The following is a 22,096-nucleotide window of genomic DNA, read 5'->3' as shown; positions in this document are numbered from 1 at the left end:
TGGCCTCAGCCGAGAAGACCCTGCACGCCGCCCCTGGCAAGCACGGGGAGATCCCGGCATTCGAACTGAACAGCACACTACGGTTCGTCACCCGGCGCCTTCGCAGACAGCGCCGCCTGCAGTCCGCGACACACCGATCGGATCCGTTCCCGATCGGCGCGTGCAGCGAACACTGGTCGGCGCGGCCGACAGAGTTCAGGTTCGGGAGACCGATGACGACGAGGGCCGACGGTTTCCGGCACCTGTTCGCCGCCTTCCGGGCGAATCCGCAGGTCGCCACACCGCGAGGTTCTTGACTCTCCTGGCACCGGGTGGCCACATTGATCCGTTGTGCTCGCTTATGGGGTATTCCCTTGATTCACCCCGTCACCAGAGGTGATGTCATGTCAGGCGGAGTTCTGCGCGTGGTGTGCACCGCGGCGCTGGCCACGATCGTCGTAGCCTCACCGGCGGCCGCCGCACCCGTCGAGCCGGGGCCGGAGGCGGGCGGCGCCGCGAAGCCGTCCGCCGCGCCCACGGCCGTTCCCGCCCCGGCCCCCGCGGCAGCCGGCAAGGGCATCGCACAGCTGCTGACCGAGTTGCAGAAGTTGTACCAGCAGGCCGAGGAGTCCACCGAGGCGTACAACGGGACCGCGGCGGAGCTGAAGAAGCGTACGGCGCAGGCGAAGAAGCTCAGTGCCTCGTTGACCACCGCCCGCGTCGCGCTGGTCGGCAGTCGGGACGCTGCGGGGCAGCTGGCCCGGGAGCAGTACCAGGGGCAGTCGGAATTCTCGCCGTACGTGCGGTTGCTGCTGGCCCCCGATCCCGAGCACTTCCTCGACCAGGAGCATGTGATCCAGCGGGCGGCGGCCGGGCGGGCGGCGACCGTGAAGCGGCTCACCGGTGCGGAGAAGCGCGCGGATGAGCTGGCGGCCGAGTCGCGCAAGGTGCTGGAACAGCAGCGGGTGCTGGCCGCGAAGCGGAAGAAGCAGCGGGACGCGGTGCAGTCGCGGCTCGAGGCCGTCGAGGCGAAGCTGGCCAAGCTCTCCGCCGCCCAGCTCGCCGAGCTGGCCCGGCTGGAGCAGCAGGGCGCGGCCAAGGCCCAGGGTGTACTGGTGGCCTCGGGCGCGCTGTCCTCGGTCAGGCCGCCGTCCCGGGCGGGCGACGAGGCGGTGAAGTACGCGATCGGACAGGTCGGCAAACCGTACGTGTGGGGCGCGGAGGGGCCGGACTCGTTCGACTGCTCGGGGCTCACCTCGCAGGCCTGGGCGAAGGCGGGCCGGGGCATTCCGCGGACCTCGCAGGAGCAGTGGCGGCAGCTGCCGAAGGTGCCGCTGAACGCGCTGCGCCCGGGTGACCTGGTGATCTACTTCCCGAAGGCCACCCATGTGGCGCTGTACATCGGCAACGGTCTGGTGGTGCAAGCACCCCGGCCGGGCGCGCAGGTGAAGGTCTCGCCGGTGGCGTCGAACCCGCTGCTGGGCGCCGTACGGCCGGATCCACAGGGCGTACCGCTGTCCGGGTACGAGGCGCCGCAGCTTCCGCAGGGGGCGTCCGCGGGATCGGACGCGGGGTACGGCTCGTCCTCGGCGCCCGGGGAGTAGGTCCCGGGCCGCGAGGGCCGCACATGACAGCCGGGCCGGACGCCTACGCGGCGCCGGACACCGAGGCGAGGTACGCGTTCGTCTCCTGGCCAGGGCCCTTGCCGAAGAGGTGCTGCGTGCGCGCCGATGCGCAACGCTGAGGCGCGCGTAACGCTGGGCGTGACGGCCGCACGCGAGGGCGACCTGGAACAGGCACTCATCATGGGAGAGCGTGCGCTTCAAGGCGACCGGCAGTCGGTGCCGTCGCTCATCATGACGAGTCGGGAGCTCGCGGCCGAAGTGAAGCGCCGCTACAGCACCGAGCCGTCTGCCCAGGACTACCTCGCGCAGCTTCAGGCACTTGGGCGAGAGAAGCCGGGCTTCCTGCCACAGTGACGTCACCTTGCTCGCCCCCTGCGCTAGTGCCGCGACCGGCAATGTTTGCCCGGAAGGAGCGTCGTCCAGTGCGTGCGATCGCAAGGCGGCCGGAAGTCCTTGAACGGGGCCTCCCCTGCTCGAACGAAGTTGAGAGCTCGGGGAAGGAGCTACCAGGGCTTTTGGCCAACGCAGAAGGGGGTCCCCCCTGGCCCTCAAGGCCTTGGGGGAGTGCGTGCTGGGCGGCGCGACGGGGCAAAGCTTGCCGGTCGCGGCACTAGCGCAGGGGGCGAGCCCCTGCCCAGACCCCGGTTTCCAAGCGAAACCGGGGTCTTCTCGCACCCACTGCTAGACGCTAGTGCGCAGCTCAGCCGCATGATTCGCTGCACGCTCGCGCGGGAGCGCCCCGCGGCGCGTGGCCGCGGGGCGCTCCCTGGGGTTTAGTCGACCTCCTGGCCGTCGTATTTACCGCCCATGCAGGGGTTGCCCGGCAAGTCGATCCGAGGCTCTCCGCCGCCCTGCCTGCACTCAGAAGGGCTGACGACGGATGGGGCACCCTTTGCGGTGGCGGCGGTGGCGGTGGCGGCGCCTGTGAGGCCGAGTCCGGCGAGGGCTGCCGTGGCGATGACGGCGGCAAGGATTCGTCGAATGTGCATTTGGTTCCCCTTTCACGGATTGCCTCGGTGGGGCACTAGCCAGCTTGAGCTTCGCCCATGTGGATGGCACATCATGTTGCGCCATTCAGGTGGCATGGCTGTCGGGAGCGGGGCCGCTGACCCGGCCCGCCCAAGGCCTTCGCGGCCGACTGGGAAGGCGGGACGGACGGCGGAGCGATGGCAGCTCTGAGGGTGGGGACGGTCTGCATGACGCGACCCGTCAGACACGCTCTAGCAGGGCAGTCCTGGATTCGACCCCGCTCGAAAGGGCGATAGAAGGAGCGGCCAGGCCGCACATTCTTTGGCAGCTCGCTCCGCTCCCGCGCGACCAGCGCCGTGTCTCCCGAGCGCCGTCGCGCGGTTGCACGACCGGGGGCCGCGCCTGTCGGGTCCCACAGAAACCACCCCCGGAAACGGCCCTGCGCCCCCTACAGGACGCCTCGGCGGACATCTTGTGGGGGGCTGTGGGACCCCCACAGACCCCCACAAGAGCCGCGACAGAGAGTGATGGTCGCGTCGCCCGCCTCTCCGGAGCGGTGGCACCAGGTCGCGAGTCATCAGCCTGCCGGCGGTGTCAGGAGCGCCGGGGGCGGAGGTTTCTGGCGGTGTCAGGCCTGCGTCATCGCGTCTGCCTGGGCGTTTGGGTGTCACGGGGGCCTGACTGTCACGAGGTGTCAGGCCGGTACACCGCGCCGACGGCCGGGCCGTCTGTGGGCCGTCGGAGGGCGGCCCACAGTCACCAACGTTCACCAACGTTGACCGCTACTTCGCAGGTCAGACGCCTACGCGGCGCCGGAGACCTCGGCCAGGTACGCGTTCGTCTTCTCCGGGTCGAAGAAGAAGTTCTCGAAGTCCGCCGGGTTGTTGAAGCCGTTCGCGAAGCGGTTGGCGACCGGCTGGAGCTGACCGGCGGCGCCGATCAGGTTCAGTACGTGCTCCGGCGGTACGCCGAGCATCGCATTGGTCCACTTCACGACGTGCTGCGTGGTCTCCCAGTGCCGGTCGAACGTGGCCTGCATCCACTCCGCGTCGAACTCGCGGTCGCCGTGCTCGAGAATCGAGTTCAGGTAGGAGTTCGCGCACTTGGAGGCCGTGTTGGAGCCCTGGCCGGTGATCGGGTCGTTGGCGACGACCACGTCTCCCACGCCGAGGACCAGACCGCCGCTGGGCAGCCGGCCGATCGGCTTGCGGACGGTCGGGGCGTAACGGCCGGCCAGGGTTCCGTTGGCGTCGGTCAGTTCGACCTTGGTGGCGCGGGCGTACTCCCACGGCAGGAACCGCTCCAAGAGCTCCAGCGTCTTGGCCAGGTGCTCGGAGGGGTCCTTGATGCCCTGGAACACGTCGAGCGGGCCGCCCGGGACGCCCTCCCAGAACAGGATGTCCGCGCGGCCGGACGTGGTCAGGGTCGGCATCACGAAGAGCTCGCCGACGCCCGGAACCAGGTTGCAGCGGACCGCGTCGAACTCGGGGTGCTCGGGGCGCGGGCCCATGCCGTGGACGTACGCGACGGCCAGGGCGCGCTGCGGGGCGTCGAACGGCGAACGGGACGCGTCCCGGCCGAACATGGAGACCAGCTCGCCCTTGCCCGCGGAGACCATAACCAGGTCGTACGTACGGGAGAAGTAGTCCAGGTCGGAGACGGCTGCACCGTGGATGACGAGCTGTCCACCGCGCTGGGCGAAGGTCTCCATCCAGCCGGCCATCTTCACGCGCTGGTCGATGGACTGGGCGAAGCCGTCCAGCTTGCCGACCCAGTCGACGGCGCGCGAGGAGTCGGGCGCGGCGACCGAGATACCGAGGCCCTCGATGCGCGGGGCCTGGGACTCCCAGAAGTTGAGCTGGTAGTCGCGTTCGTACTCGAGCGCGGTGTGGAACATGCACTGGGTCGACATGACCCGGCCGGACCGGATCTCGTCGGCGGTGCGGTTGGACATCAGGGTGACTTCGTAGCCCTTGGACTGCAGTCCGAGGGCGAGCTGGAGACCGGACTGACCGGCTCCGACTATGAGTATCTTCCGCATCGCTGTTTCTCCGTTACGTGTTGCGTGCGAGCCAGGAGGGTGTTGAAGATCTCGGCCCGGCCGAGATCTTCAGCGCCCTCCTATGCCGGAGTGGCGTCGAGGGCGTGGCCCACGAGGGCCAGCAGCGACTCGACGACAGTGATCTTGTTACGCGCGTCCATGATCACAACGGGCACGTGCGGCGGGACAGTCAGGGCCTCCCGGACGTCCTCCGGCTCGAACCCCGGTGTTCCCTCGAAGTGGTTGACGGCGACGATGTACGGCAGGCCGCAGCTCTCGAAGTAGTCGAGTGCGGGGAAGCAGTCGGCGAGCCGCCGGGTGTCGGCGAGCACGACCGCGCCGATCGCGCCGCGCACCAGGTCGTCCCACATGAACCAGAAGCGCTGCTGGCCCGGTGTGCCGAACACGTACAGGACGAGGTCGTCGTCGAGCGTGAGCCGGCCGAAGTCCATCGCGACGGTCGTGGTGAGCTTGTCGGGCGTCGCGGTGAGATCGTCGGTCTCCTCGCTGGCCTGGGTCATCATCGCTTCGGTCTTCAGCGGCGTGATCTCGGAGACGGATCCCACGAAGGTCGTCTTGCCCACGCCGAACCCACCCGCGACCACGATCTTCGTGGCGATGGGGGCCCTGGTGTGGTCCAACTGCCAGGCCTGCAGCGATTCTTCGGCCTGGTTCGTGGCTCCCGGCTGGCGCGGGGCGAAGAGCGGCGACTCAGAGACGGCGGAGTCCATTGAGCACCCTTTCGAGCAGTGCGCGGTCGGGCTGGCCGGTGCCGTGACCGGTCCCGTACACGCGGATCTTTCCCTGGTCGGCCAAGTCGCTGATCAGTACCCGGACCACGCCGAGGGGCATCTTCAGCAGGGCGGAGATCTCCGCGACGGTACGCATCCGGCGGCAGATCTCGACGATGGCCTGAAGCTCCGGCATGACCCGGGTGGTCAGGTTGCCGTTGGTCAGCTCGCGGCGTTCCTCGGGCGCTTCGAGCGCGGCGACGAACGTCTCGACGAGCAGGACATGACCGAAGCGGGTGCGACCGCCGGTGAGGGAGTACGGGCGGACCCGTGCGGGCCTTCGGTCGGACCCGCGGACGGGGAGCCTGCGGGCGGGTTCAGCAGCGGGCGTCACTGGGTGCTCTCCATCGATTTGCGCAGTTCACTGCGGAGTTCGGGGGTGAGTACGTGTCCGGCTCGGCCGACGAAGAGCGCCATGTGGTACGCGATGACGCTCATGTCGCAGTCCGGGGTGGCGTGCACACCGAGCAGCGAGCCATCGCTGATCGACATGACGAAGACGCTGCCCTCGTCCATGGCGACCATGGTCTGCTTGACGCCGCCGCCGTCCATCAGTTTGGCGGCGCCGATGGTGAGGCTGCCGATGCCGGAGACGATGGTGGCCAGGTCGGCGCTGGATCCCCTGGGGCCGTCCTGCCGGCCGGTGGCCTCGTGGGTGATCAGATGGCCGGGGTCGGAGGAGAGCAGCATCAGTCCGTCGGACGAGACGACGGTGACCGAGTGGACCCCTGGCACCTCCTCCACCAGATTGCTCAGCAACCAGTGAAGGTTCCGGGCTTCGGTACTCAGCCCGAATGTGCTGGGCGCAGTCAACTGCGTGCCTCCTCGACTGTGTCCCCCGTCTCATCGGTTCGGCCGTCGTTACGGTCGGCCGGGTCACTGTGCTCGGTACGTGCGGGGCGCCCGGCGTGTGCCGCGGCCGCGGGGAACGGCTGGGTCGCCGTGATCTCGGCGATCTCCGCCTCGACGTCCCGGCGGCCGTTCTTCGCGCCCTGGTGGAAGCCGCCGAGCCGACGGCGCAGCGCCTCCTTGTCCAGGCTGCCCTTGCGTTCCGTGCTGGATGCCGTGGTGGGCTTGACGACCTTGGGGGTGCGCTTGGGCAGCCCCTTGTCCGTGATGCGCTCCAGCGGCTCCGCCGTGCGGGGGCCGGGCAGGGCGTCGGCGAGGGGCGCGGGGGCGGGGGTCGGGGTCGGGGTCGGGAACTCGTCGGCGGTGCGCTCGTGGCGGTCGGGGCCGATGGCGTACGGGTCGGGAGACCTGAACTCGGGGACGTCGGCGAACTCCGGCACCACCGGGAGCCGGACCTGCATCGTGGTCTCGGCCTCGGCCTCGGCGAAGGCCGGGGCGTTGTCCACCGCGTACCCGGGCTCGGAAACAGGCGCGGAAGCGGGCGCGTACCCGGGCTCGGGAACGTGCTCGGAAACAGGCGCGGACACAGGCTCGGGAACGTGCTCGGAAACAGGCTCGGAGACGTGCTCGGAAACAGGCGCGGACACAGGCTCGGAGACGTCTGCCCCGGACTCGCGGATCGTCTGCTCGGCCGCGGCGATCAGCGGGTCGCCGGGCAGGGCGAGCGTGCGCGTCGGCAGTGCGTTGGAGTTGGTCTCGGCGACCGGCCCCGGAAGGTTCAGCGCGGGCGCGTCGCCGGGGACCTTCAGCGGCGGCGTGGCGGCCGGCGGCGCCTTCGGCAGCAGGGCCTGGGGTAGGACGACGACCGCCGTGACCCCGCTGCCGTTGTGGCCGCGCAGTTGGACGCGTACGCCGTGGCGGGCGGCCAGCAGCGAGGTGACCTGGAGGCCGAGTCCGGCGCCGGGCGTCTGCTTGTCGTCCCCCTCCCCCGCGTCGAACAGGGTGGGGTCTTCGAGCCGGGTGTTGAGCTCGCTCATCCGTTCGGCCGACATCCCGATGCCCTCGTCCTGGACGGAGAGCATCACCTCGCCGGTCTCCAGCAGCCAGCCGGAGAGCTGGACATGGGAGTCCGGCGGGGAGAACGAGGTCGCGTTCTCCAGGAGTTCGGCGACGAGGTGGCTGAGGTCGTCGGCGGCGAAACCGGCGATCTGGGCGTGCGGCGGCAGGGACTGGATGGTGACCCGCTCGTACCGCTCGATCTCGGAGACGGCCGCGCGCAACACGTCGACCAGCGGGATCGGGCCCGCGTGCCCGTGCCCGTGCTCGGCGCCCGCGAGGACCAGCATGTTCTCGCTGTGCCGGCGCATGACCGTGGCCATGTGGTCGAGCTTGAAGAGGGTGGTCAGCCGCTCCGGGTCGTGCTCGCGCTCCTCCAGGTTCTCGATGACACCGAGCTGGCGCTCGACGAGGCCGAGGGTGCGCAGCGAGAGGTTGACGAAGGTGTGGTGGACCGTGTTCTTCAGCGCTTCCAGCTGGGCGGTGAGGTCGGACGCCATGACCTGGAGTTCGGCGCGCTGGAGGGTGAGTGCCTCGTGTCCGGCGATCAGCTCGCCGCGCTCGGTCTGCAGGCTCTCGAAGCGGCCGTTGAACTCGTTGAGTAGTCCGTGCAGCTTGCCGTGCAGGGCGTTGATGGACCGTACGACCTGGGCGAACTCGTCGTTGCGGCCGGTGTAGCGGATCGGTTCGGCGTTGTCGGGCTCAGTGACGAGGCGGGCGGCGCCGATCCGCAGGACGGCGAGCGGCTGGGTGAGGGTACGGGCCACGGCGGTGGAGACACCGACGGCGATCAGCAGGCAGCCGCCGAGCAGCGCGATCCGCAGTTCGAGCGCGGTGACGTCGTCGTCGCGCAGCTGCTCCAGGTGCTGGACCTGTGCTGTGCCGAGGGCGGACTCGACGCCCCGCATCCGGTCGATCCGGGCGGAGAGGGCCGTCTCGACCTTCTTGCTGCTGGTCTGCTGGTCGGACTCGGACAGCTCGGGGCGGTCGGTGAGGGAGTTCAGGTACTTCTCCGCCCTGTTGACCTCCGGCCCGGTGACGGTGGACGACAGCTTGTCGCGGGCGGTGGAACCCGCGGCCTGGTCGAAGTCGGCGAGCGAGGAGAGTTCGCGGACCCGGGCCTGCTGGGCGGCGGCGCTCAGCTCGTCACGGGTGCGGTCGTCCTTGCTGCTGCCCTGGTCCTGGAGGGGCAGCCCGGTGATCGGGTCGGTCTGCGGGGGCGTGGTGGTACGGGGTACGGCGAGCGCGGCGAGGAGCAGCCCGCGGGTGGCGGAGGCCTGCTCGGTGGCCCGGCCGAGCGCGAGCGGGGCGCGGGTGGCCTCGGCGGCACGCGGCGGGGTCTTCTCGGCGAGTTCCTCGGCGAGGTCGAGGAGCTTGGCGATGACCTCGGAGTACGCCTCATGGGCGGCCAGCACCGTGCCCTTGCCGCTGAGCGCGTCGCGGCGCAGGGAGGGGATGGTGGAGAGGTCGCGGCGCAGTGCGGCCGGGGCCGCTTCCCTGATCTCGTCCACCCGCTGGTCGACGCGGGCGCTCCGGCTGCCGGGGTCGCCCTTGCCCTCGCCCGCCGGGCCGGACTCCTCGCCGCGGCCGGCCGCGATGTAGGTGGTGATCTCGTCACGCTCGTCGGCGAGGGCATGGGCCAGCGCGATGGCCTGCTGGTTCAGCTCGGCGAGGGTGACCAGCCGCTGTGAGTCGTTGAGGTCGGCGGAGGCGCTGAGGGCCGCCGGCGCGCCCGCGGCGATGACGGTGATACCGACGACCGCGACACCGGCGACCAGCCGGCTGCGTACGCGCACCTTACGACGGGTGCCCTCGCTCTCGGCGGGTGCCGGAGGCGTCACCCCGGAACCGTTGTGCCTACTGCCCTTGCTCCGAGGCCGCTTCTTCTGCACCGGTGCTCGCAATCTTGACTCGTCCGCCCTTGAAGCAGAGGTGACGCACGGTCACACATGAACGAGCGCCCCCGACCGCTGGTACGGCTTCTGACCATTCCAGTGCTTTTGAGAGGGGGGCGCGCATCAACCACTCCGCCACCTGAACGAGTGAACATCACTCCGGAGTTGACGAACAAGTCTCCCCTCGGGGCGCGCCCGGCACACCTGGCCCGTCGGCTGGAACTTCCGCCCGGGCTTTGGCAGGATGCCCGCCCGCACGCCGTACGGAGCCATTCCTTCCGCTCCCGGCATCCGCCTGACCTGCCGGTACAGGCCAATATCCGGGCCGTGCAGGGCTCGTGAAGGCATCGTGCAGACTGGCTGTATGCGCATGGAACTCGCGACCGCCCCCGGCAGCCCCGAACGCCCGAACGAGGACTGGGCCGCGACTGCTCTGCCCGCTTCCGGCCAGGGTGGGACGCTGATCCTGCTCGACGGAGTGACTCCGCCGCCGGGTGACGACGGTTGTGTGCACTCGGTCCCCTGGTTCACCGCGCGACTGGGTGGCGCGCTGGTCGAACTGTCCGGTTCGCGACGGGATCTGACCCTCCAGGAGATTCTGGCCGAGTCCATTCGGCGCACCGCCGGCGCACACCGCTCCACGTGTGACCTTTCTCACGTACGCACCCCACAGGCGACGGTCGTCGTGGCGCGCTGGGACGAACGCGAGGTCGAACACCTGGTGCTCTCCGATTCCGTACTACTGTTCGAGGCGCCCGATGGAACCGTGCGCCCCCTCCTCGACGACCGGCTGGACCGCCTGCCGCCGGGCTCGCTGGCCAGTGAAGCGATCGCCGACGCCACGGTGCGGAACAAGGAGGGCGGCTTCTTCACGGCTGCCGCCGATCCCGCCGTGGCGGCCCGCGCGGTCACCGGGCGCACCCCGCTCGACCGGGTGCGGGCGCTGGCCGCGATGACCGACGGGGCGACCCGCTGGACGGAGGTGTTCCACGAGGGCGACTGGGCGGACTGCCTCGGGGTGCTCCGCAAGGAGGGACCCCAGGGGCTGATCGACCGGGTCAGGGCGCTGGAGGACGCGGACACGGAACGCACGTTTCTGCGCCGCGGCAAGACGCATGACGACGCGACGGCGATCTACGCGCTGCTGTGACCGGGGCGGGGTCAGGGCCAGGGCCAGGGCCAGGGCCCGAGCTGAGGCCGGGACCCATCCGGGAACGGTGTCGGAGCCCGAGCCGGGGCCGGAGCCGGGGCCGGGTGTCAGTCCTCCGCGCGGGCGTTCAAGTGGTGCAGCAGCCTGGCCAGTTCGGCCACCTCGCCCCGGTCCCAGTCGGCGAGCTTGCGCACATAGCGGTCGCGGCGGGCGTCGCGGACGCTGCGGTAGCGGGCCAGCCCCTCGGCGGTGAGGTGGACGAGAAAGGCCCGGCCGTCGGCCGGGTCGGGTTCGCGCGCCACCAGTCCGAGGTTCTCCAGGGCCCGCAGTTGACGGCTCATCGTCGCCTTCCCGACCCCGAAGTAGGCCGCGAGATCGGTGGCCCGCTGCTGCCCGGCCGACTCCAGCCGTACAAGAAGTCCGTAGGCTGCGGCCTCCAGTTCGGGGTGGACCTCGCGCGCCATTTCGCCGGAGCTGGCCCGCGCCCGGCGCAAAAAGACGGCCAACTCCCGCTCCAGGGCGAGGAATGCGTGGTCCACACCACTTTCTCCGGTCGCGCCGGGTTCACCACCGCTTTCGCTCCCGTGCACGTCAACACCCCTCATGAGCTTTCCTGCAGCGATCAGTTTCTTTCGCCGCCGGCCATTGCCGCAGCTCGGTCATTATTTCGCAGGCGTAGACCAACGGCAGCTCCCAGGCCCCCTTCCGCAGCACGGGTCTACGTGCGTAGCGTCATGCGTGACATGTTCACACCATGACATGCCGACAGGGGTACTCCCCGTGCCCCTGGGATCAGCACGTCCCCCCACCAATGCCTCGGAGGCACTCACATGCCGGTGCTCAGATCCGCTTCCAGAACATCCTGCCGCTCGCGCCTCGCAGCGGCCGGGACCCTGCTCGCAGCCCTCTCCCTCCTCCTCACCCTGCCCGGCGCGGCGAGCGCCGCGGGCACCCACGACACCGCCGCGGCGGCCAAGAAGCCCGCCCGGGGCACGGCCACGATGGGTATGGGTGTCGTCGCCCACGACGGCCAGGGCGGACTGCCGCGCGACACCAGGGCCGCCCAGACCGAAGGCGTGGACGTCGCCAGCTACCAGGGCAACGTCAACTGGGCGACGCTCTGGAACAGCGGCGTGAAGTGGGCCTACACCAAGGCGACCGAGGGGACGTACTACACGAACCCCTACTTCGCCCAGCAGTACAACGGCTCGTACAACGTCGGCATGATCCGGGGCTCGTACCACTTCGCGACCCCGAACACCACGAGCGGCGCCGTCCAGGCCAACTACTTCGTGGACCACGGGGGCGGCTGGTCCAAGGACGGCAAGACCCTGCCGGGCGCGCTCGACATCGAGTGGAACCCGTACGGCGACCAGTGCTACGGCCTGAGCCAGGCCGCCATGGTCAACTGGATCCGCGACTTCGTTAACACGTACAAGGCGCGCACCGGCCGTGACGCGGTGATCTACACCGCGACCAGTTGGTGGCAGAGCTGCACCGGGAACAACGCGGGCTTCGGCGCCACCAACCCGCTATGGGTGGCCCGCTACAACAGCACGGTCGGCGAACTCCCCGCCGGCTGGGGCTACTACACGATGTGGCAGTACACCTCGTCCGGCCCGTACGTGGGCGACCACAGCCACTTCAACGGCGCCCTCGACCGCGTGCAGGCGCTCGCCAACGGCTGAGCCCGCCCCGCCCTGCCGCGCCGGACACCCCGTCGCACGGCCGAGCCCCCGGTGACGCACCAAGTCGCCGGGGGCTCTACCCTGTTCACGCCCCCGACCAGGAAATTCATCCCCCGAAAGAGCCGAAGCCCTCTATGCACTTGGTATATACACCGCGTGTATAGTCCTTACTCTGCCGCACATCGCGTGCCTTGTTCAGCCACGGAGGAGTGACCCGCCTTGTCCATGAAGACGAAGTCGATCGGTACGGGGTTGGCCGCCGCCCTGGTGACGGTCCTCACCCTGACGCTGAGCGGCTGCTCCATGCAGACCACCGCGCCGGCCTCGGCGCGTGGCGACGCGGGCTCCGACGCCAAGGGCTCCTTCGGCCCGGTGGACTGCCGCAAGGCGAAGTGCATAGCGCTGACCTTCGACGCCGGACCGGGCGAGAACACCCCGCATCTGCTGGACATCCTCAAGGAGAAGAAGGTGCACGCGACCTTCTTCCTGCTCGGCAAGAACCACGTCAAGAAGTACCCCGACACCGTGCGCAGGCTCGCCGCCGAGGGGCACGAGGTGGCCAACCACACCTGGACCCACCAGATCCTGACGGACAGGAAGCCCGCCGAAATACGTGCCGAGCTGGAGAAGACGCAGGACGCGATAGCGGAGATCACGGGCAAGAAGCCGCGTCTGATGCGCCCGCCGCAGGGCCGCACCGACGACACCGTCTCCGACATCAGCAAGGATCTGGGACTCTCCCAGATCCTGTGGAGCGCCACCGCCAAGGACTACTCCACGAACGACTCGGCGCTGATCAAGAAGCGCATCCTGGACCAGGCGAGCAAGGACGGCGTCATCCTGCTGCACGACATCTACAAGGGGACGGTGCCCGCCGTGCCCGGCATCATCGACGCGCTGAAGAAGCAGGGCTACACCTTCGTAACCGTCCCGCAGCTGATGGCACCCGCCGAGCCGGTCCCGGGGACCATCTACCGCCCCTGATCCGTGGGGCACGGAGCGTGAGGACCCCCGGCGCAGAGGCGCCGGGGGTCCCGCCGGATGCCGAACCCTGTTGCTGTCAGCCGCAGTTGCCCGCGGGCCGCTCCCGTTTCACCAGGTCGGTCCCGCCGGTGGTGCCGTCGATCCACACCACCCGCTTACCACTGTCGGCTGTGCGAACGGTGCTGGACCGGGAAGGCGTCGGTTACCCGGGCCGGATGCGCTCGCTGAGCGGACTCGTCGAGCGGGGGTTACGGGCCAGGGTCGCCCCCGGTGTACCGACCAAGCTGATCACCGTGGACGGACGTATCACCCTGCTGCCACCGAGCGATGCCTCCGACCCGACAGCGTCCGCACTGGTGGTGGGCGATGCGCTGCTGCGGAATGCGCTGGTGCCGCTGTTCGAGACGGTATGGAAGCGGGCGGCTCCGCCGGGCGGCTCGGGCGGGCCGCCCGGCGGGGGCGCAGGCGACGCTACGGGGGTGGCTGGAGGTGTGACCGCACACCGGTCCGCACGGCGGAGCCCGCCGGCGGGCGGCACGCGTGGAACGGCCGGCCCCGCACCCGTGCGTCCTGAACGCCGGAACGGCCCGCCCACCCGTTGCCGGGAAGGCGGGCCGTCCGTACCGGTCGCGCACGTGGGGCCACGTCCGTCACGCCGTGGCCGCTACGCCGCGGCCGGGATCCTCGCCTCGGGCCTGGCCGCGGTGGCCGGGGCGAGGGCGATCTCCAGCACCTGGCGCACATCCGTCACGGGGTGGACCTCCAGGGTGTCCAGGACCTCGGCCGGGACATCGTCCAGGTCCGCCTCGTTCCGCTTCGGGATCACCACGGTCGTGATTCCGGCCCGGAGCGCGGCCAGCAGCTTCTGCTTCAGGCCGCCGATCGGCAACACCCGCCCGGTCAGCGAGACTTCACCGGTCATCGCCACATCCGTACGGACCAGCCGTCCGGAGAGCAGCGAGGCCAGCGCCGTCGTCATCGTGATGCCGGCGCTCGGGCCGTCCTTCGGGACCGCGCCTGCCGGGAAGTGGATGTGCACGCCGCGGTCCTTCAGGTCCGCGACCGGCAGCTCCAGCTCCGCGCCGTGCGACCGCAGGAAGCTCAGCGCGATCTGCGCGGACTCCTTCATGACGTCGCCGAGCTGACCGGTGAGAGTCAGTCCGGACCCCCCGGTCTCCGGGTCGGCCAGCGACGCCTCCACGAACAGCACGTCACCGCCCGCGCCGGTCACCGCGAGTCCGGTGGCCACGCCCGGCACCGCGGTGCGGCGCTCGGCCGGGTCCTGGGCGGACTCGGGGACGTGGTGCGGCCGTCCGATCAGACCGCGCAGATCCGCCTCGGTGACCGTGTACGGCAGCTCCCGCTCACCCAGTTCGTGCTGGGCCGCGACCTTGCGGAGCAGCCGGGCGACGGCCCGCTCCAGGTTCCGTACGCCCGCCTCGCGGGTGTACTCGCCGGCCAGCTTGCGCAGCGCGAACTCGTCGAGCGTCACCTCGTCCTTCGCCAGACCGGCCCGCTCCAGCTGGCGCGGAAGCAGGTGGTGACGGGCGATGACGACCTTCTCGTCCTCGGTGTAGCCGTCGAGCCTGACCAGTTCCATCCGGTCGAGCAGCGCTTCCGGGATGGCTTCGAGCACATTGGCCGTGGCCAGGAAGACGACGTCGCTGAGGTCGAGTTCGACCTCCAGGTAGTGGTCGCGGAAGGTGTGGTTCTGCGCCGGGTCGAGGACTTCGAGCAGGGCGGCCGCCGGGTCGCCCCGGAAGTCGGAGCCGACCTTGTCGATCTCGTCGAGCAGGACGACCGGGTTCATCGAACCGGCCTCCTTGATGGCCCGGACGATACGTCCCGGCAGGGCGCCGACGTACGTACGCCGGTGGCCGCGGATCTCCGCCTCGTCCCGTACCCCGCCGAGCGCGACGCGGACGAACTTGCGGCCCATGGCGTGCGCGACGGATTCACCGAGCGAGGTCTTGCCCACGCCCGGCGGCCCCACCAGCGCGAGCACGGCACCGCCGCGCCGCCCGCCGACGACGCCCAGGCCGCGGTCGGCACGCCGCTTGCGCACCGCCAGGTACTCGGTGATCCGCTCCTTCACGTCCTGCAGGCCCGCGTGCTCGGCGTCGAGGATCCGCTGGGCGCCGCGGATGTCGTACGCGTCCTCGGTCCGCTCCGTCCACGGCAGTTCGAGGACGGTGTCGAGCCAGGTCCTGATCCAGGAGCCCTCGGGACTCTGGTCGGAGGAACGCTCCAGCTTGTCGACCTCCTTGAGCGCGGCCTCGCGGACGTGCTCGGGAAGGCCGGCGGCCTCGACACGCGCCCGGTAGTCGTCGGACTCGTCCTCCGGGTCCCCGTTGAGTTCGGCGAGCTCCTTGCGTACGGCGTCGAGCTGGCGCCGCAGCAGGAATTCGCGCTGCTGCTTGTCGACGCCCTCCTGGACGTCCTTGGCGATGGACTCGGCGACGTCCTGCTCGGCCAGGTGTTCACCGAGCCACTGGATGGCGAGCTTCAGCCGGGCGACCGCGTCGACGGTCTCCAGGAGCTGCACCTTCTGGGCGGTGGTGAGGAAGGGGAAGTATCCGGAATTGTCGGCGAGCGCGGAGATGTCCTCGATCTGCTGGACCCGGTCCACGACCTGCCAGGCCCCGCGCTTCTTCAGCCAGCTGGTGGCGAGTGCCTTGTACTCCTTGACCAGCTCGGCGGCGGCCCCGGGAATGGGGGCTCCCCGGCCGAGCTTGTTCGAGGCTGGGGAAGGATCGGGGACGGCCTCGTCGACCCGTGCCCCCTCCACCCAGAGCGCCCCGCCCGGACCGCTGGTCCCGGCTCCGATCCGTACCCGGCCACGGCCGCGGATGAGCGCGCCCGGATCCCCGTCCGAAAGCCGTCCGACCTGTTCGACGGTGCCGATGACACCGGTGCCGGTGTACGTCCCGTCGACCCGTGGCACAAGCAGCACCTCGGGCTTGCCGCCGCCCTCGCGGGCCGCCGCCTGTGCGGCCTCCACGGCGGCGCGTACATCGGTGTCGGACAGGTCCAGAGGCACCACCATCCCGGGCAGCACGACCTCGTCGTCGAGCGGCAGCACGGGTAGGGCGAGCGGAGTGACCGCATTCGACTCGGTAGCCATGATCTCCCCTTCGGCAGTCAAGTTGAGCTATGCAGGCTCAATGCTTGTGAGCCGCTCATTGTTCCCTGGAGCGTGTTCGCTGTGAGCGATCAGCTGAACGCTGTCTTTTGACGTGGATCTCTTCGCTTTGCAGCTTCACGCTTCGTCTGGTCTTTCGTTTTGCAGAGTGACCTTTCGTCGCGGGCTCGGGTTAATGAGTCGTGGCAGGTTCGTTAGGGGTACTGCCGGGCGGAGTCCCCGGACCGCCGGCGGAGGGGTTCGAGGTCGCGTACGCCGACCGGGACGGGTCTGAGTTCCGTCGGCCGCTGGTGGATGCCTGGGCAGTGCGGTTCGAGGACGTCGCGCCGGTACGCGCGTTCAAGTCGTACAAGGGCCAGCGGCATCTGCCGGGCCCGTGGTGGTCGTCCACGGTGGGCGGGCACATCGGGTACGAGTCCTGGCTGGAGCGCGATCACGTGATGCTCCTGGACTTCGACCCGTCGGTGGTGGGGATCTCGTCTCAGCCGTTCTGGCCACGAAGGAGGGATGGGGCCATTTCGTCGCGCATGAGCCGGTCCCATCCCGGCTGCTGACGGCGGCCGAACAGGCAGCGCTGCCCGAGCGCCTGCGCGAGGAGGAACGGCGCCCTCCCGGAAGTCGTTCAAGCACAGCGCCGGCATCTGCGCATCCTCCGGCGTCACGGCTGGGCCATCACCTACGACGCCGTCCTCACCGCCATACTCGTCTGCGGCCAGCTCTGGTCACTCCCGGAGAGCAAAAACGGCGGAGCATGGCACGACTGGGTCCGCCGGGCGGACATCCTCATCCCGCCCGAAACAGCCGAAACGACCTTCTCCGTCGCGCGCCTCTGCGCCGTGGTCTATCCCGAAGCCGTCGCGCTGGCCCCGCTCTTTGCGTCGCCCGACTGGAGACAGCAGGCGCAGGAATCGACCTGGAACCGCCGCCTCTTCAACACCGAGATCGCCCGCCGGTTACGACACCCCGACTACCGATACAAAGAGCATGACAATGATCCCATCAGTCACTGGGCCAACTTGACTTCCTCCCCCTCGTGAACGAGGGGGATTCCTACGGCTCGCGCCGTGGGGGTTTCTGCTTCGTCGCCGACTGCCTGCCCGGAGAACTCCGTTGAGGTCTTACACCAGCTCCACAGACTGTTACCGCCAGCCCGGCGGCCAGAAGGTTCTTCGCTGCGTTCACGTCCCGGTCGTGGGTCGTTCCGCAGCCGCACGTCCAGGTACGGACGTTCAGCGGCATCTTCTCCGCGAGGGTGCCGCAGGCGGAGCACAGCTTGGACGAGGGGAACCATCGGTCGACGGCGATCACCTCGCGCCCGTACCAGGCGGCCTTGTACTCCAGCATGGAGCGGAACTCGCTCCAGCTCGCGTCCGAGATGGCTCGGGCGAGCGTGTGGTTCTTGACCATGTTGCGCACGGTCAGGTCCTCGATCACGAGCGTTTGGTTTTCACGCACGAGCCGAGTGGTCAGCTTGTGGAGCAGGTCACGGCGACGGTCGGCGATCCTCGCGTGGATCTCGGCGACCTTGCGCCGGGCCTTGGCCCGGTTGGCGCCCTCGCCCCTGGCCTTGCGGGACAGTCTCCGCTGAGCTTTGGCGAGTCGGGCGCGGTCCCGGCGTTCGTGCCGGGGGTTGGCGATCTTCTCCCCGGTGGACAGGGTCAGCAGGTGGTCCAGGCCGACATCGATTCCGACCGCGCTGTCGGTGGCGGGGAGGGGCTGGACGGACGGGTCGTCACACAGCAACGAGACGAACCAGCGTCCCGCCGCGTCCTGGGAAACGGTCACCGTGGACGGCCTCGCCCCCTCGGGGAGCGGCCGGGACCACACGATGTCCAGCGGTTCGGTCATCTTCGCCAGGGTCAGCTCCCCGTCACGGAAGCGGAACCCGCTGGTGGTGTACTCCGCCGACTTCCGCGACTTCTTCCGCGACTTGAAGCGCGGGTACTTCGCCCGCTTGCCGAAGAAATTGGTGAACGCGGTCTGCAGGTGCCGCAGCGTCTGCTGGAGCGGCACCGACGAGACCTGGTTGAGGAACGCCAGCTCCTCGGTCTTCTTCCACGCCGTCAGCATCGCCGACGTTGCGTTGTAGTTGACCCGCTCCTGCCGCACCCATGCCTCCGTGCGGGCGGCGAGCGCCAGATTGTAGACCTTCCGCACGCAACCGAACGTGCGCGACAGCTCGGCTGCCTGCGCATCGGTCGGATAGAAGCGGTACTTGAACGCCCGCTTCACACAGCCCGTGGTCACGCTCACAAACTAGCGGTGCTGCGAGTTAAGATCAAATCTGCGGGTCACAGCACGGCCTTTCGCCCTGGGGGCGAAACTCCGCTCCTTGCCCTGCTCCGCAGAAGTCCGTTTCCTCCCCGCCCTGAAGGGCGGAGTATCCACGGAGGAATCCGATGAACGCCAAGCGCTCGCCGCTTGCTCCCATCTACGTCCACGACCAGAAGCGCCATCTCCGGAAACCAGCCCTGAGCCCCGCCACCCGACTCGCGCAGGAACGACGCGCCCACACCTTCGACGCATCCCACCGGGCTGGTGAAGCACTCGTCGCACACCGCTACCTCGCCACCGTGTTCCGGCGAGCCTGGGACCCAATACGGAGACACCTACTCTCTCCAAACGGAAACAGCTACTACCAAGTTGGTCCGTGACGGCCAGGCGGAAGGGGGCTGGAGAGCGACCATCCCATCGTTTCTGGCCGCCACAGGCATGATTGGATCCCCGGCATGACAGATTGGCCGCAGCTCAGCCACGCCTACGGCTCCGCCGAAGACATACCCGCACTGCTGGCACGCATCGCTTCCGAGCCCAAGCCAGAGCTCTGGAACGACCTGTGGTCCGCACTCTGCCATCAAGGCAGCGTCTACCCGGCCAGCTTCGCAGCGCTGCCCTGGCTGGCCGACATGGCCGAGAACGAAGACCGGGGACAAGCCGTGAACGCCCTGGGCCTGGCGGGCGCCATCATGGCGGGCGCCGAGCAGTCCCATGGAGCGGGCGATGTTCGCACACAGCACTCGGCGGAAATCGCGATCCTGCTGGCATCGGTGAACCGCCATCTCCGGACCGCGACCGACCGCAGCGAGTACATCGACCTTCTGGAATCCATGCTCGGCTTCGAGGGCGTTGCGGGATGGAGCGAGGACCTGGCTTGGGGACTCGGGAACGAGGAATACGAAGTCTCCTGCCCCTGCTGCGAAACCAATCTGTTCATCGTCCTTGGTGAACGCGGGTTCTTCTGCACCAGCGAGGACTACGCCCTGTCGGACGACACCATCGAAACCCGCCCGCTCCGCCCCACGAGCCCCGCAAACCTGGAAGGCATCGGCTCGCGCCTCCACGACATCGCACTCACCGACGGCCAACACGAAGTCGCCCACGTGCTGACCTACGTCTTCGGGAACGCGACCTGCCCGGACTGCGAAACCGGCTTCTCAGTCGCCGACCGAGTCAGCGCCGGCTAGAAGACCCGGCATTTCCAGACCCCCCGAAAACCCGGCACCAGCCCTCCGAAAACGCAGAGTCATTCTGCACAGAATCGGAGCGCGCAGGGCATCACCACCTTTCGCCTCGCAGCTCAGCGCCCGGTCACGATGCAACTAAGAAATTCACCAGACAGTTGTCCTGCGACGGTGAACTCTTCGTTCTGCAGCTCTACCTTTCGTCTGAGCTTGCGCAGTGCAGTTCGATCTTTCACCTGGCCTGGTGCCGTTGGGCCGAGAGATGTCAGTGGGGTTGGACATCGGTTCTCACTGGGCTGGTCACCGGGGATGTCAGTGGGGCAGTGGCGGCGCGGAAGGGGTACGGGTGCTTTGTCCGTCAGCGTGCGGCATCCCAGTTCATGCTGATCACGGCGTAGGTCTCCCCGTTTCCCGGCGGCCGCGTCCATGAGCGGGTGGTGAACGTGTGCAGCCGTCCGTTCGTGATCGCGTGGCGCGGCAGTTGGACACCGAACTCGCCGGTCATGGCCTCCAGTAGCGACCGTTCCGCCTCGGTGCCCTCCTCACGGGAGCCGAAGAACCGGTCCGGGTCCAGTGCCGGTGGTATCTGTCCGATTCGGTGTGTCTCTCCGTCCGCGTACGTGAAGGCGTACTGCTCGGCACCGTCCTGCGCTACGGAAAGGTGAAAGAACGGTTCCCCGCGCCAGGTCCTCAGACCGCTCCACACGACCACTGCGCGGGTGCCCGCGCTGGCGGCCGCGGCCGGGGAGACGAACCGCTGCGGGTCGAAATGCGCAGGGTCGCTGTCGAAGGCGAAGCTCCAACGGGTGCCGGCCTGTCCGACCGCCATGAGGGCTTTGTCGTCGTAGGACGAGAACTCCCTCTGTCCGCGGAGCAATCGGTGGCGCGCTTCGTGGGAAGTCATGGGATCGTCCAGCGCTGCTTCGTTCCCGTCCGCGAGGCGTCCGGGCAGGTCCTCCGGCTCTACACCTTCGACCAGGACGAACCGGTAGGACGTGAGGTTGTCGAGGGCGTCCGGGGCCGCGAGCCACGCCAGGTTGTCCGGGTCGAGGCCAGCCGGCTGGCTCGGTGCTTCACCCGCCTGTCCGCCCCTGGGGGTGGACAGCAGCTCGCGGCCCCGTTCCGGGGTCAGCAGGGGGCCGAGCAGGGGGTCGGCTACCCACCCCAGCGGCGCCAGGTGGTCGGGGCCCAGCGGCTGCCATACCGGCAGAGCGTCCATCAGCGTCCGCCATGCCCCGTCGGTGTCGCCCCACCGTGCCAGCTCTCGTGCTCGTTCGACCGCTTCCCCGAACGGTCCGGCCGCCGTGTACCGATACGTGCCGTTGCGTACCTGCTCCAGCGTCGCGTAGGCCAGCGACACCACGTCGTCACCGGCTCCCCGCAGGTGGAACATCAGCGTGGAGTCGTCCCTGTACGAGTGCGCCGCGTGCTCGGCGACCAGCGCCGGCAGCAGCTCGGGCGCATACCGCGGGTCGGTCACCACGTCCTCGAAGTACACCATGTAGGTCCGTCCGAGCAGACGGCGTATCTGGTCACCCAGCCCGGCGGCCCGCGGTCTGCCGTACTCCTTTGCCTCGTCCAGCGCGTGCCCGGCCCGTTCCCAGTCGCCGCGCAGCGCCTCCAGTCGGGCCTGCTCCATCCGGGCGTCCAGCTCTTGCGTAGTGTCGTTGGCGAACTCCGGCTCCCCGTCGGCCGGGCGTGCCCGCAGGCTGTGGAACTCCCGGAACATGTCCCGCATGAACTCACGAAAGTTTGCGTACCGCGCGGGCGGTGCGGCCCGCCAGCTCGCCCACGTGTAGACGGCCCACTCGCCGTCCTCGTCCACATCCTCGGGATCCATGAGCACGCGGGTGGCGTCGGACTCCACTTCGAGCTGCAGCCCGCGCCGCCAGATGTCCGCATCCCGCCGCTCGGCGGGTCCGGCGTCCTCGTCCAAGTCCTCCTCGAACATGTCCGCGAGCCCCGACTCGTTGTTGTGCCAGCGCGCGTCCGTGGCCCCAGCCAACAGCCAGACGAACCCGCCGGCGTGCTGCCATCCGTCGCTGACCTTGAGGAACTCCCGGTACGACGGGGGCATCCGTCGGCCGAGGCGCTCCTCCATGGCTGCGATCCGTTCCTCGGACGCGGGTGGGAACCCCAACCATCGAACCTGCCGGGCGGCTTCATGCTCCTCACTCCGCGTCTCATCATCGGGTAGGGAATCCGACCACTCCCCGCTCCATCTGAGCAGGAACGGCCGCCAGTCGAACGCTGTCGTATGCGTCATGCGTCCGATGCTGCCATCCGCCGCTGACACTGCCCTGTAATGCCTGGCGGCATGGGGCTGCTACCGACACTGCTCATGGCCAACCCGATGACGTTCTCGCGTCCCACGACACCTGGACGGTCGAGCCGAAGGCCACAAGCAGTGCGGCCCCTGGTGAGGAAAACGAAAGGAAGGTCTGCACAACCTCGCCGTACGGCGTG

18 protein-coding genes are annotated in these 22,096 nt (G+C 69.2%); 8 read left to right on the top strand and 10 right to left on the bottom strand.

Annotation, left to right across the window (positions count from 1 at the left end; all coding sequences use genetic code 11):
• Positions 1-383: 383 nt before the first annotated feature.
• Complete coding sequence (locus OG936_RS24180; protein ID WP_406497389.1) at positions 384-1,583, top strand: NlpC/P60 family protein; 1,200 nt, start codon at positions 384-386, stop codon at positions 1,581-1,583.
• A gap of 126 nt (positions 1,584-1,709) precedes the next feature.
• Positions 1,710-1,958, top strand: coding sequence for a hypothetical protein (locus OG936_RS24175; protein ID WP_406497387.1), 249 nt, complete (start codon positions 1,710-1,712; stop codon positions 1,956-1,958).
• A gap of 419 nt (positions 1,959-2,377) precedes the next feature.
• On the opposite strand, the gene OG936_RS24170 is transcribed toward OG936_RS24175, so the two are convergent.
• From OG936_RS24170 to OG936_RS24145, 6 genes are all read right to left on the bottom strand, one after another.
• On the bottom strand, positions 2,378-2,593 hold the full coding sequence (locus OG936_RS24170) for a hypothetical protein (protein WP_389793670.1): 216 nt from the start codon (positions 2,591-2,593) through the stop codon (positions 2,378-2,380).
• A gap of 782 nt (positions 2,594-3,375) precedes the next feature.
• Entirely contained in the window at positions 3,376-4,614 is a 1,239-nt protein-coding gene (locus OG936_RS24165) for a styrene monooxygenase/indole monooxygenase family protein (RefSeq protein WP_406497385.1), read from the bottom strand.
• 80 nt (positions 4,615-4,694) lie between these two features.
• Positions 4,695-5,345, bottom strand: a complete 651-nt coding sequence (locus OG936_RS24160) for a GTP-binding protein (protein ID WP_406497384.1) — start codon at positions 5,343-5,345, stop codon at positions 4,695-4,697.
• On the bottom strand, positions 5,326-5,739 hold the full coding sequence (locus OG936_RS24155; RefSeq protein WP_266748527.1) for a DUF742 domain-containing protein: 414 nt from the start codon (positions 5,737-5,739) through the stop codon (positions 5,326-5,328). The genes OG936_RS24160 and OG936_RS24155 overlap by 20 nt, the downstream gene beginning before the upstream one ends.
• Complete coding sequence (locus tag OG936_RS24150) at positions 5,736-6,218, bottom strand: roadblock/LC7 domain-containing protein (RefSeq protein ID WP_266748526.1); 483 nt, start codon at positions 6,216-6,218, stop codon at positions 5,736-5,738. Before OG936_RS24150 ends, OG936_RS24155 begins: the two co-directional genes overlap by 4 nt.
• Positions 6,215-9,202 carry a nitrate- and nitrite sensing domain-containing protein gene (locus OG936_RS24145; RefSeq protein WP_406497381.1) on the bottom strand — a complete coding sequence of 996 codons (2,988 nt, stop codon included), beginning with the start codon at positions 9,200-9,202 and terminating at the stop codon, positions 6,215-6,217. The genes OG936_RS24150 and OG936_RS24145 overlap by 4 nt, the downstream gene beginning before the upstream one ends.
• Positions 9,203-9,569: 367 nt before the next feature.
• On the opposite strand from OG936_RS24145, the gene OG936_RS24140 reads away from it, so the two are divergent.
• Positions 9,570-10,355 carry a hypothetical protein gene (locus OG936_RS24140; protein ID WP_406497379.1) on the top strand — a complete coding sequence of 262 codons (786 nt, stop codon included), beginning with the start codon at positions 9,570-9,572 and terminating at the stop codon, positions 10,353-10,355.
• A 107-nt stretch (positions 10,356-10,462) separates the two neighbouring features.
• On the opposite strand, the gene OG936_RS24135 is transcribed toward OG936_RS24140, so the two are convergent.
• Complete coding sequence (locus OG936_RS24135) at positions 10,463-10,960, bottom strand: MarR family winged helix-turn-helix transcriptional regulator (RefSeq protein ID WP_406497377.1); 498 nt, start codon at positions 10,958-10,960, stop codon at positions 10,463-10,465.
• A 225-nt stretch (positions 10,961-11,185) separates the two neighbouring features.
• Here OG936_RS24135 and OG936_RS24130 point away from each other — a divergent pair, with 225 nt between their 5' ends.
• Together OG936_RS24130 and OG936_RS24125 are read left to right on the top strand one after the other, a co-directional pair.
• Entirely contained in the window at positions 11,186-12,043 is an 858-nt protein-coding gene (locus OG936_RS24130; protein WP_406497376.1) for a lysozyme, read from the top strand.
• Between the two features lie 225 nt (positions 12,044-12,268).
• The gene (locus tag OG936_RS24125) at positions 12,269-13,027 is read left to right on the top strand and encodes a polysaccharide deacetylase family protein (protein ID WP_406500582.1); all 759 of its coding nucleotides are present in this window, start codon (positions 12,269-12,271) and stop codon (positions 13,025-13,027) included.
• A 664-nt stretch (positions 13,028-13,691) separates the two neighbouring features.
• On the opposite strand, the gene lon is transcribed toward OG936_RS24125, so the two are convergent.
• Positions 13,692-16,151: an endopeptidase La gene (lon, locus tag OG936_RS24120; protein WP_406497374.1), complete on the bottom strand. Its 2,460-nt coding sequence runs from the start codon at positions 16,149-16,151 to the stop codon at positions 13,692-13,694.
• Between the two features lie 200 nt (positions 16,152-16,351).
• Between lon and OG936_RS24115 the strand changes: the two genes are divergently transcribed.
• On the top strand, positions 16,352-16,723 hold the full coding sequence (locus tag OG936_RS24115; protein WP_406497372.1) for a TnsA-like heteromeric transposase endonuclease subunit: 372 nt from the start codon (positions 16,352-16,354) through the stop codon (positions 16,721-16,723).
• A 282-nt stretch (positions 16,724-17,005) separates the two neighbouring features.
• On the top strand, positions 17,006-17,206 hold the full coding sequence (locus OG936_RS24110) for a hypothetical protein (RefSeq protein ID WP_406497370.1): 201 nt from the start codon (positions 17,006-17,008) through the stop codon (positions 17,204-17,206).
• A 13-nt stretch (positions 17,207-17,219) separates the two neighbouring features.
• Here OG936_RS24110 and OG936_RS24105 read toward each other — a convergent pair whose 3' ends face one another.
• Positions 17,220-18,422, bottom strand: coding sequence for an RNA-guided endonuclease InsQ/TnpB family protein (locus tag OG936_RS24105; RefSeq protein WP_406497368.1), 1,203 nt, complete (start codon positions 18,420-18,422; stop codon positions 17,220-17,222).
• A gap of 476 nt (positions 18,423-18,898) precedes the next feature.
• Here OG936_RS24105 and OG936_RS24100 point away from each other — a divergent pair, with 476 nt between their 5' ends.
• Positions 18,899-19,633, top strand: a complete 735-nt coding sequence (locus tag OG936_RS24100) for a hypothetical protein (RefSeq protein WP_406497367.1) — start codon at positions 18,899-18,901, stop codon at positions 19,631-19,633.
• Positions 19,634-19,988: 355 nt separating this feature from the next.
• Here OG936_RS24100 and OG936_RS24095 read toward each other — a convergent pair whose 3' ends face one another.
• A complete protein-coding gene (locus tag OG936_RS24095) occupies positions 19,989-21,896 on the bottom strand; it encodes an SMI1/KNR4 family protein (protein ID WP_406497365.1) in 1,908 nt (635 codons plus the stop codon).
• Between the last annotated feature and the right edge of the window lie 200 nt (positions 21,897-22,096).

The sequence above is a fragment of the Streptomyces sp. NBC_00846 genome, from assembly GCF_045207325.1.
Taxonomy (GTDB): domain Bacteria; phylum Actinomycetota; class Actinomycetes; order Streptomycetales; family Streptomycetaceae; genus Streptomyces.
Note: the sequence above shows the minus strand (reverse complement) of the source record. Positions and strands in the feature narration are given on the sequence as shown.

Excerpts from the sequence above, each read along its gene's own strand:
- OG936_RS24175 (WP_406497387.1), top strand. The coding sequence starts at position 1,710 with ATGCGCAACGCTGAGGCGCGCGTAACGCTGGGCGTGACGGCCGCACGC.
- OG936_RS24165 (WP_406497385.1), bottom strand. The coding sequence starts at position 4,614 with ATGCGGAAGATACTCATAGTCGGAGCCGGTCAGTCCGGTCTCCAGCTC.
- OG936_RS24170 (WP_389793670.1), bottom strand. The coding sequence starts at position 2,593 with ATGCACATTCGACGAATCCTTGCCGCCGTCATCGCCACGGCAGCCCTC.
- OG936_RS24160 (WP_406497384.1), bottom strand. The coding sequence starts at position 5,345 with ATGGACTCCGCCGTCTCTGAGTCGCCGCTCTTCGCCCCGCGCCAGCCG.
- OG936_RS24180 (WP_406497389.1), top strand. The coding sequence starts at position 384 with ATGTCAGGCGGAGTTCTGCGCGTGGTGTGCACCGCGGCGCTGGCCACG.
- OG936_RS24125 (WP_406500582.1), top strand. The coding sequence starts at position 12,269 with ATGAAGACGAAGTCGATCGGTACGGGGTTGGCCGCCGCCCTGGTGACG.
- OG936_RS24130 (WP_406497376.1), top strand. The coding sequence starts at position 11,186 with ATGCCGGTGCTCAGATCCGCTTCCAGAACATCCTGCCGCTCGCGCCTC.
- OG936_RS24140 (WP_406497379.1), top strand. The coding sequence starts at position 9,570 with ATGCGCATGGAACTCGCGACCGCCCCCGGCAGCCCCGAACGCCCGAAC.
- OG936_RS24100 (WP_406497367.1), top strand. The coding sequence starts at position 18,899 with ATGACAGATTGGCCGCAGCTCAGCCACGCCTACGGCTCCGCCGAAGAC.
- lon (WP_406497374.1), bottom strand. The coding sequence starts at position 16,151 with ATGGCTACCGAGTCGAATGCGGTCACTCCGCTCGCCCTACCCGTGCTG.
- OG936_RS24135 (WP_406497377.1), bottom strand. The coding sequence starts at position 10,960 with ATGAGGGGTGTTGACGTGCACGGGAGCGAAAGCGGTGGTGAACCCGGC.
- OG936_RS24095 (WP_406497365.1), bottom strand. The coding sequence starts at position 21,896 with ATGACGCATACGACAGCGTTCGACTGGCGGCCGTTCCTGCTCAGATGG.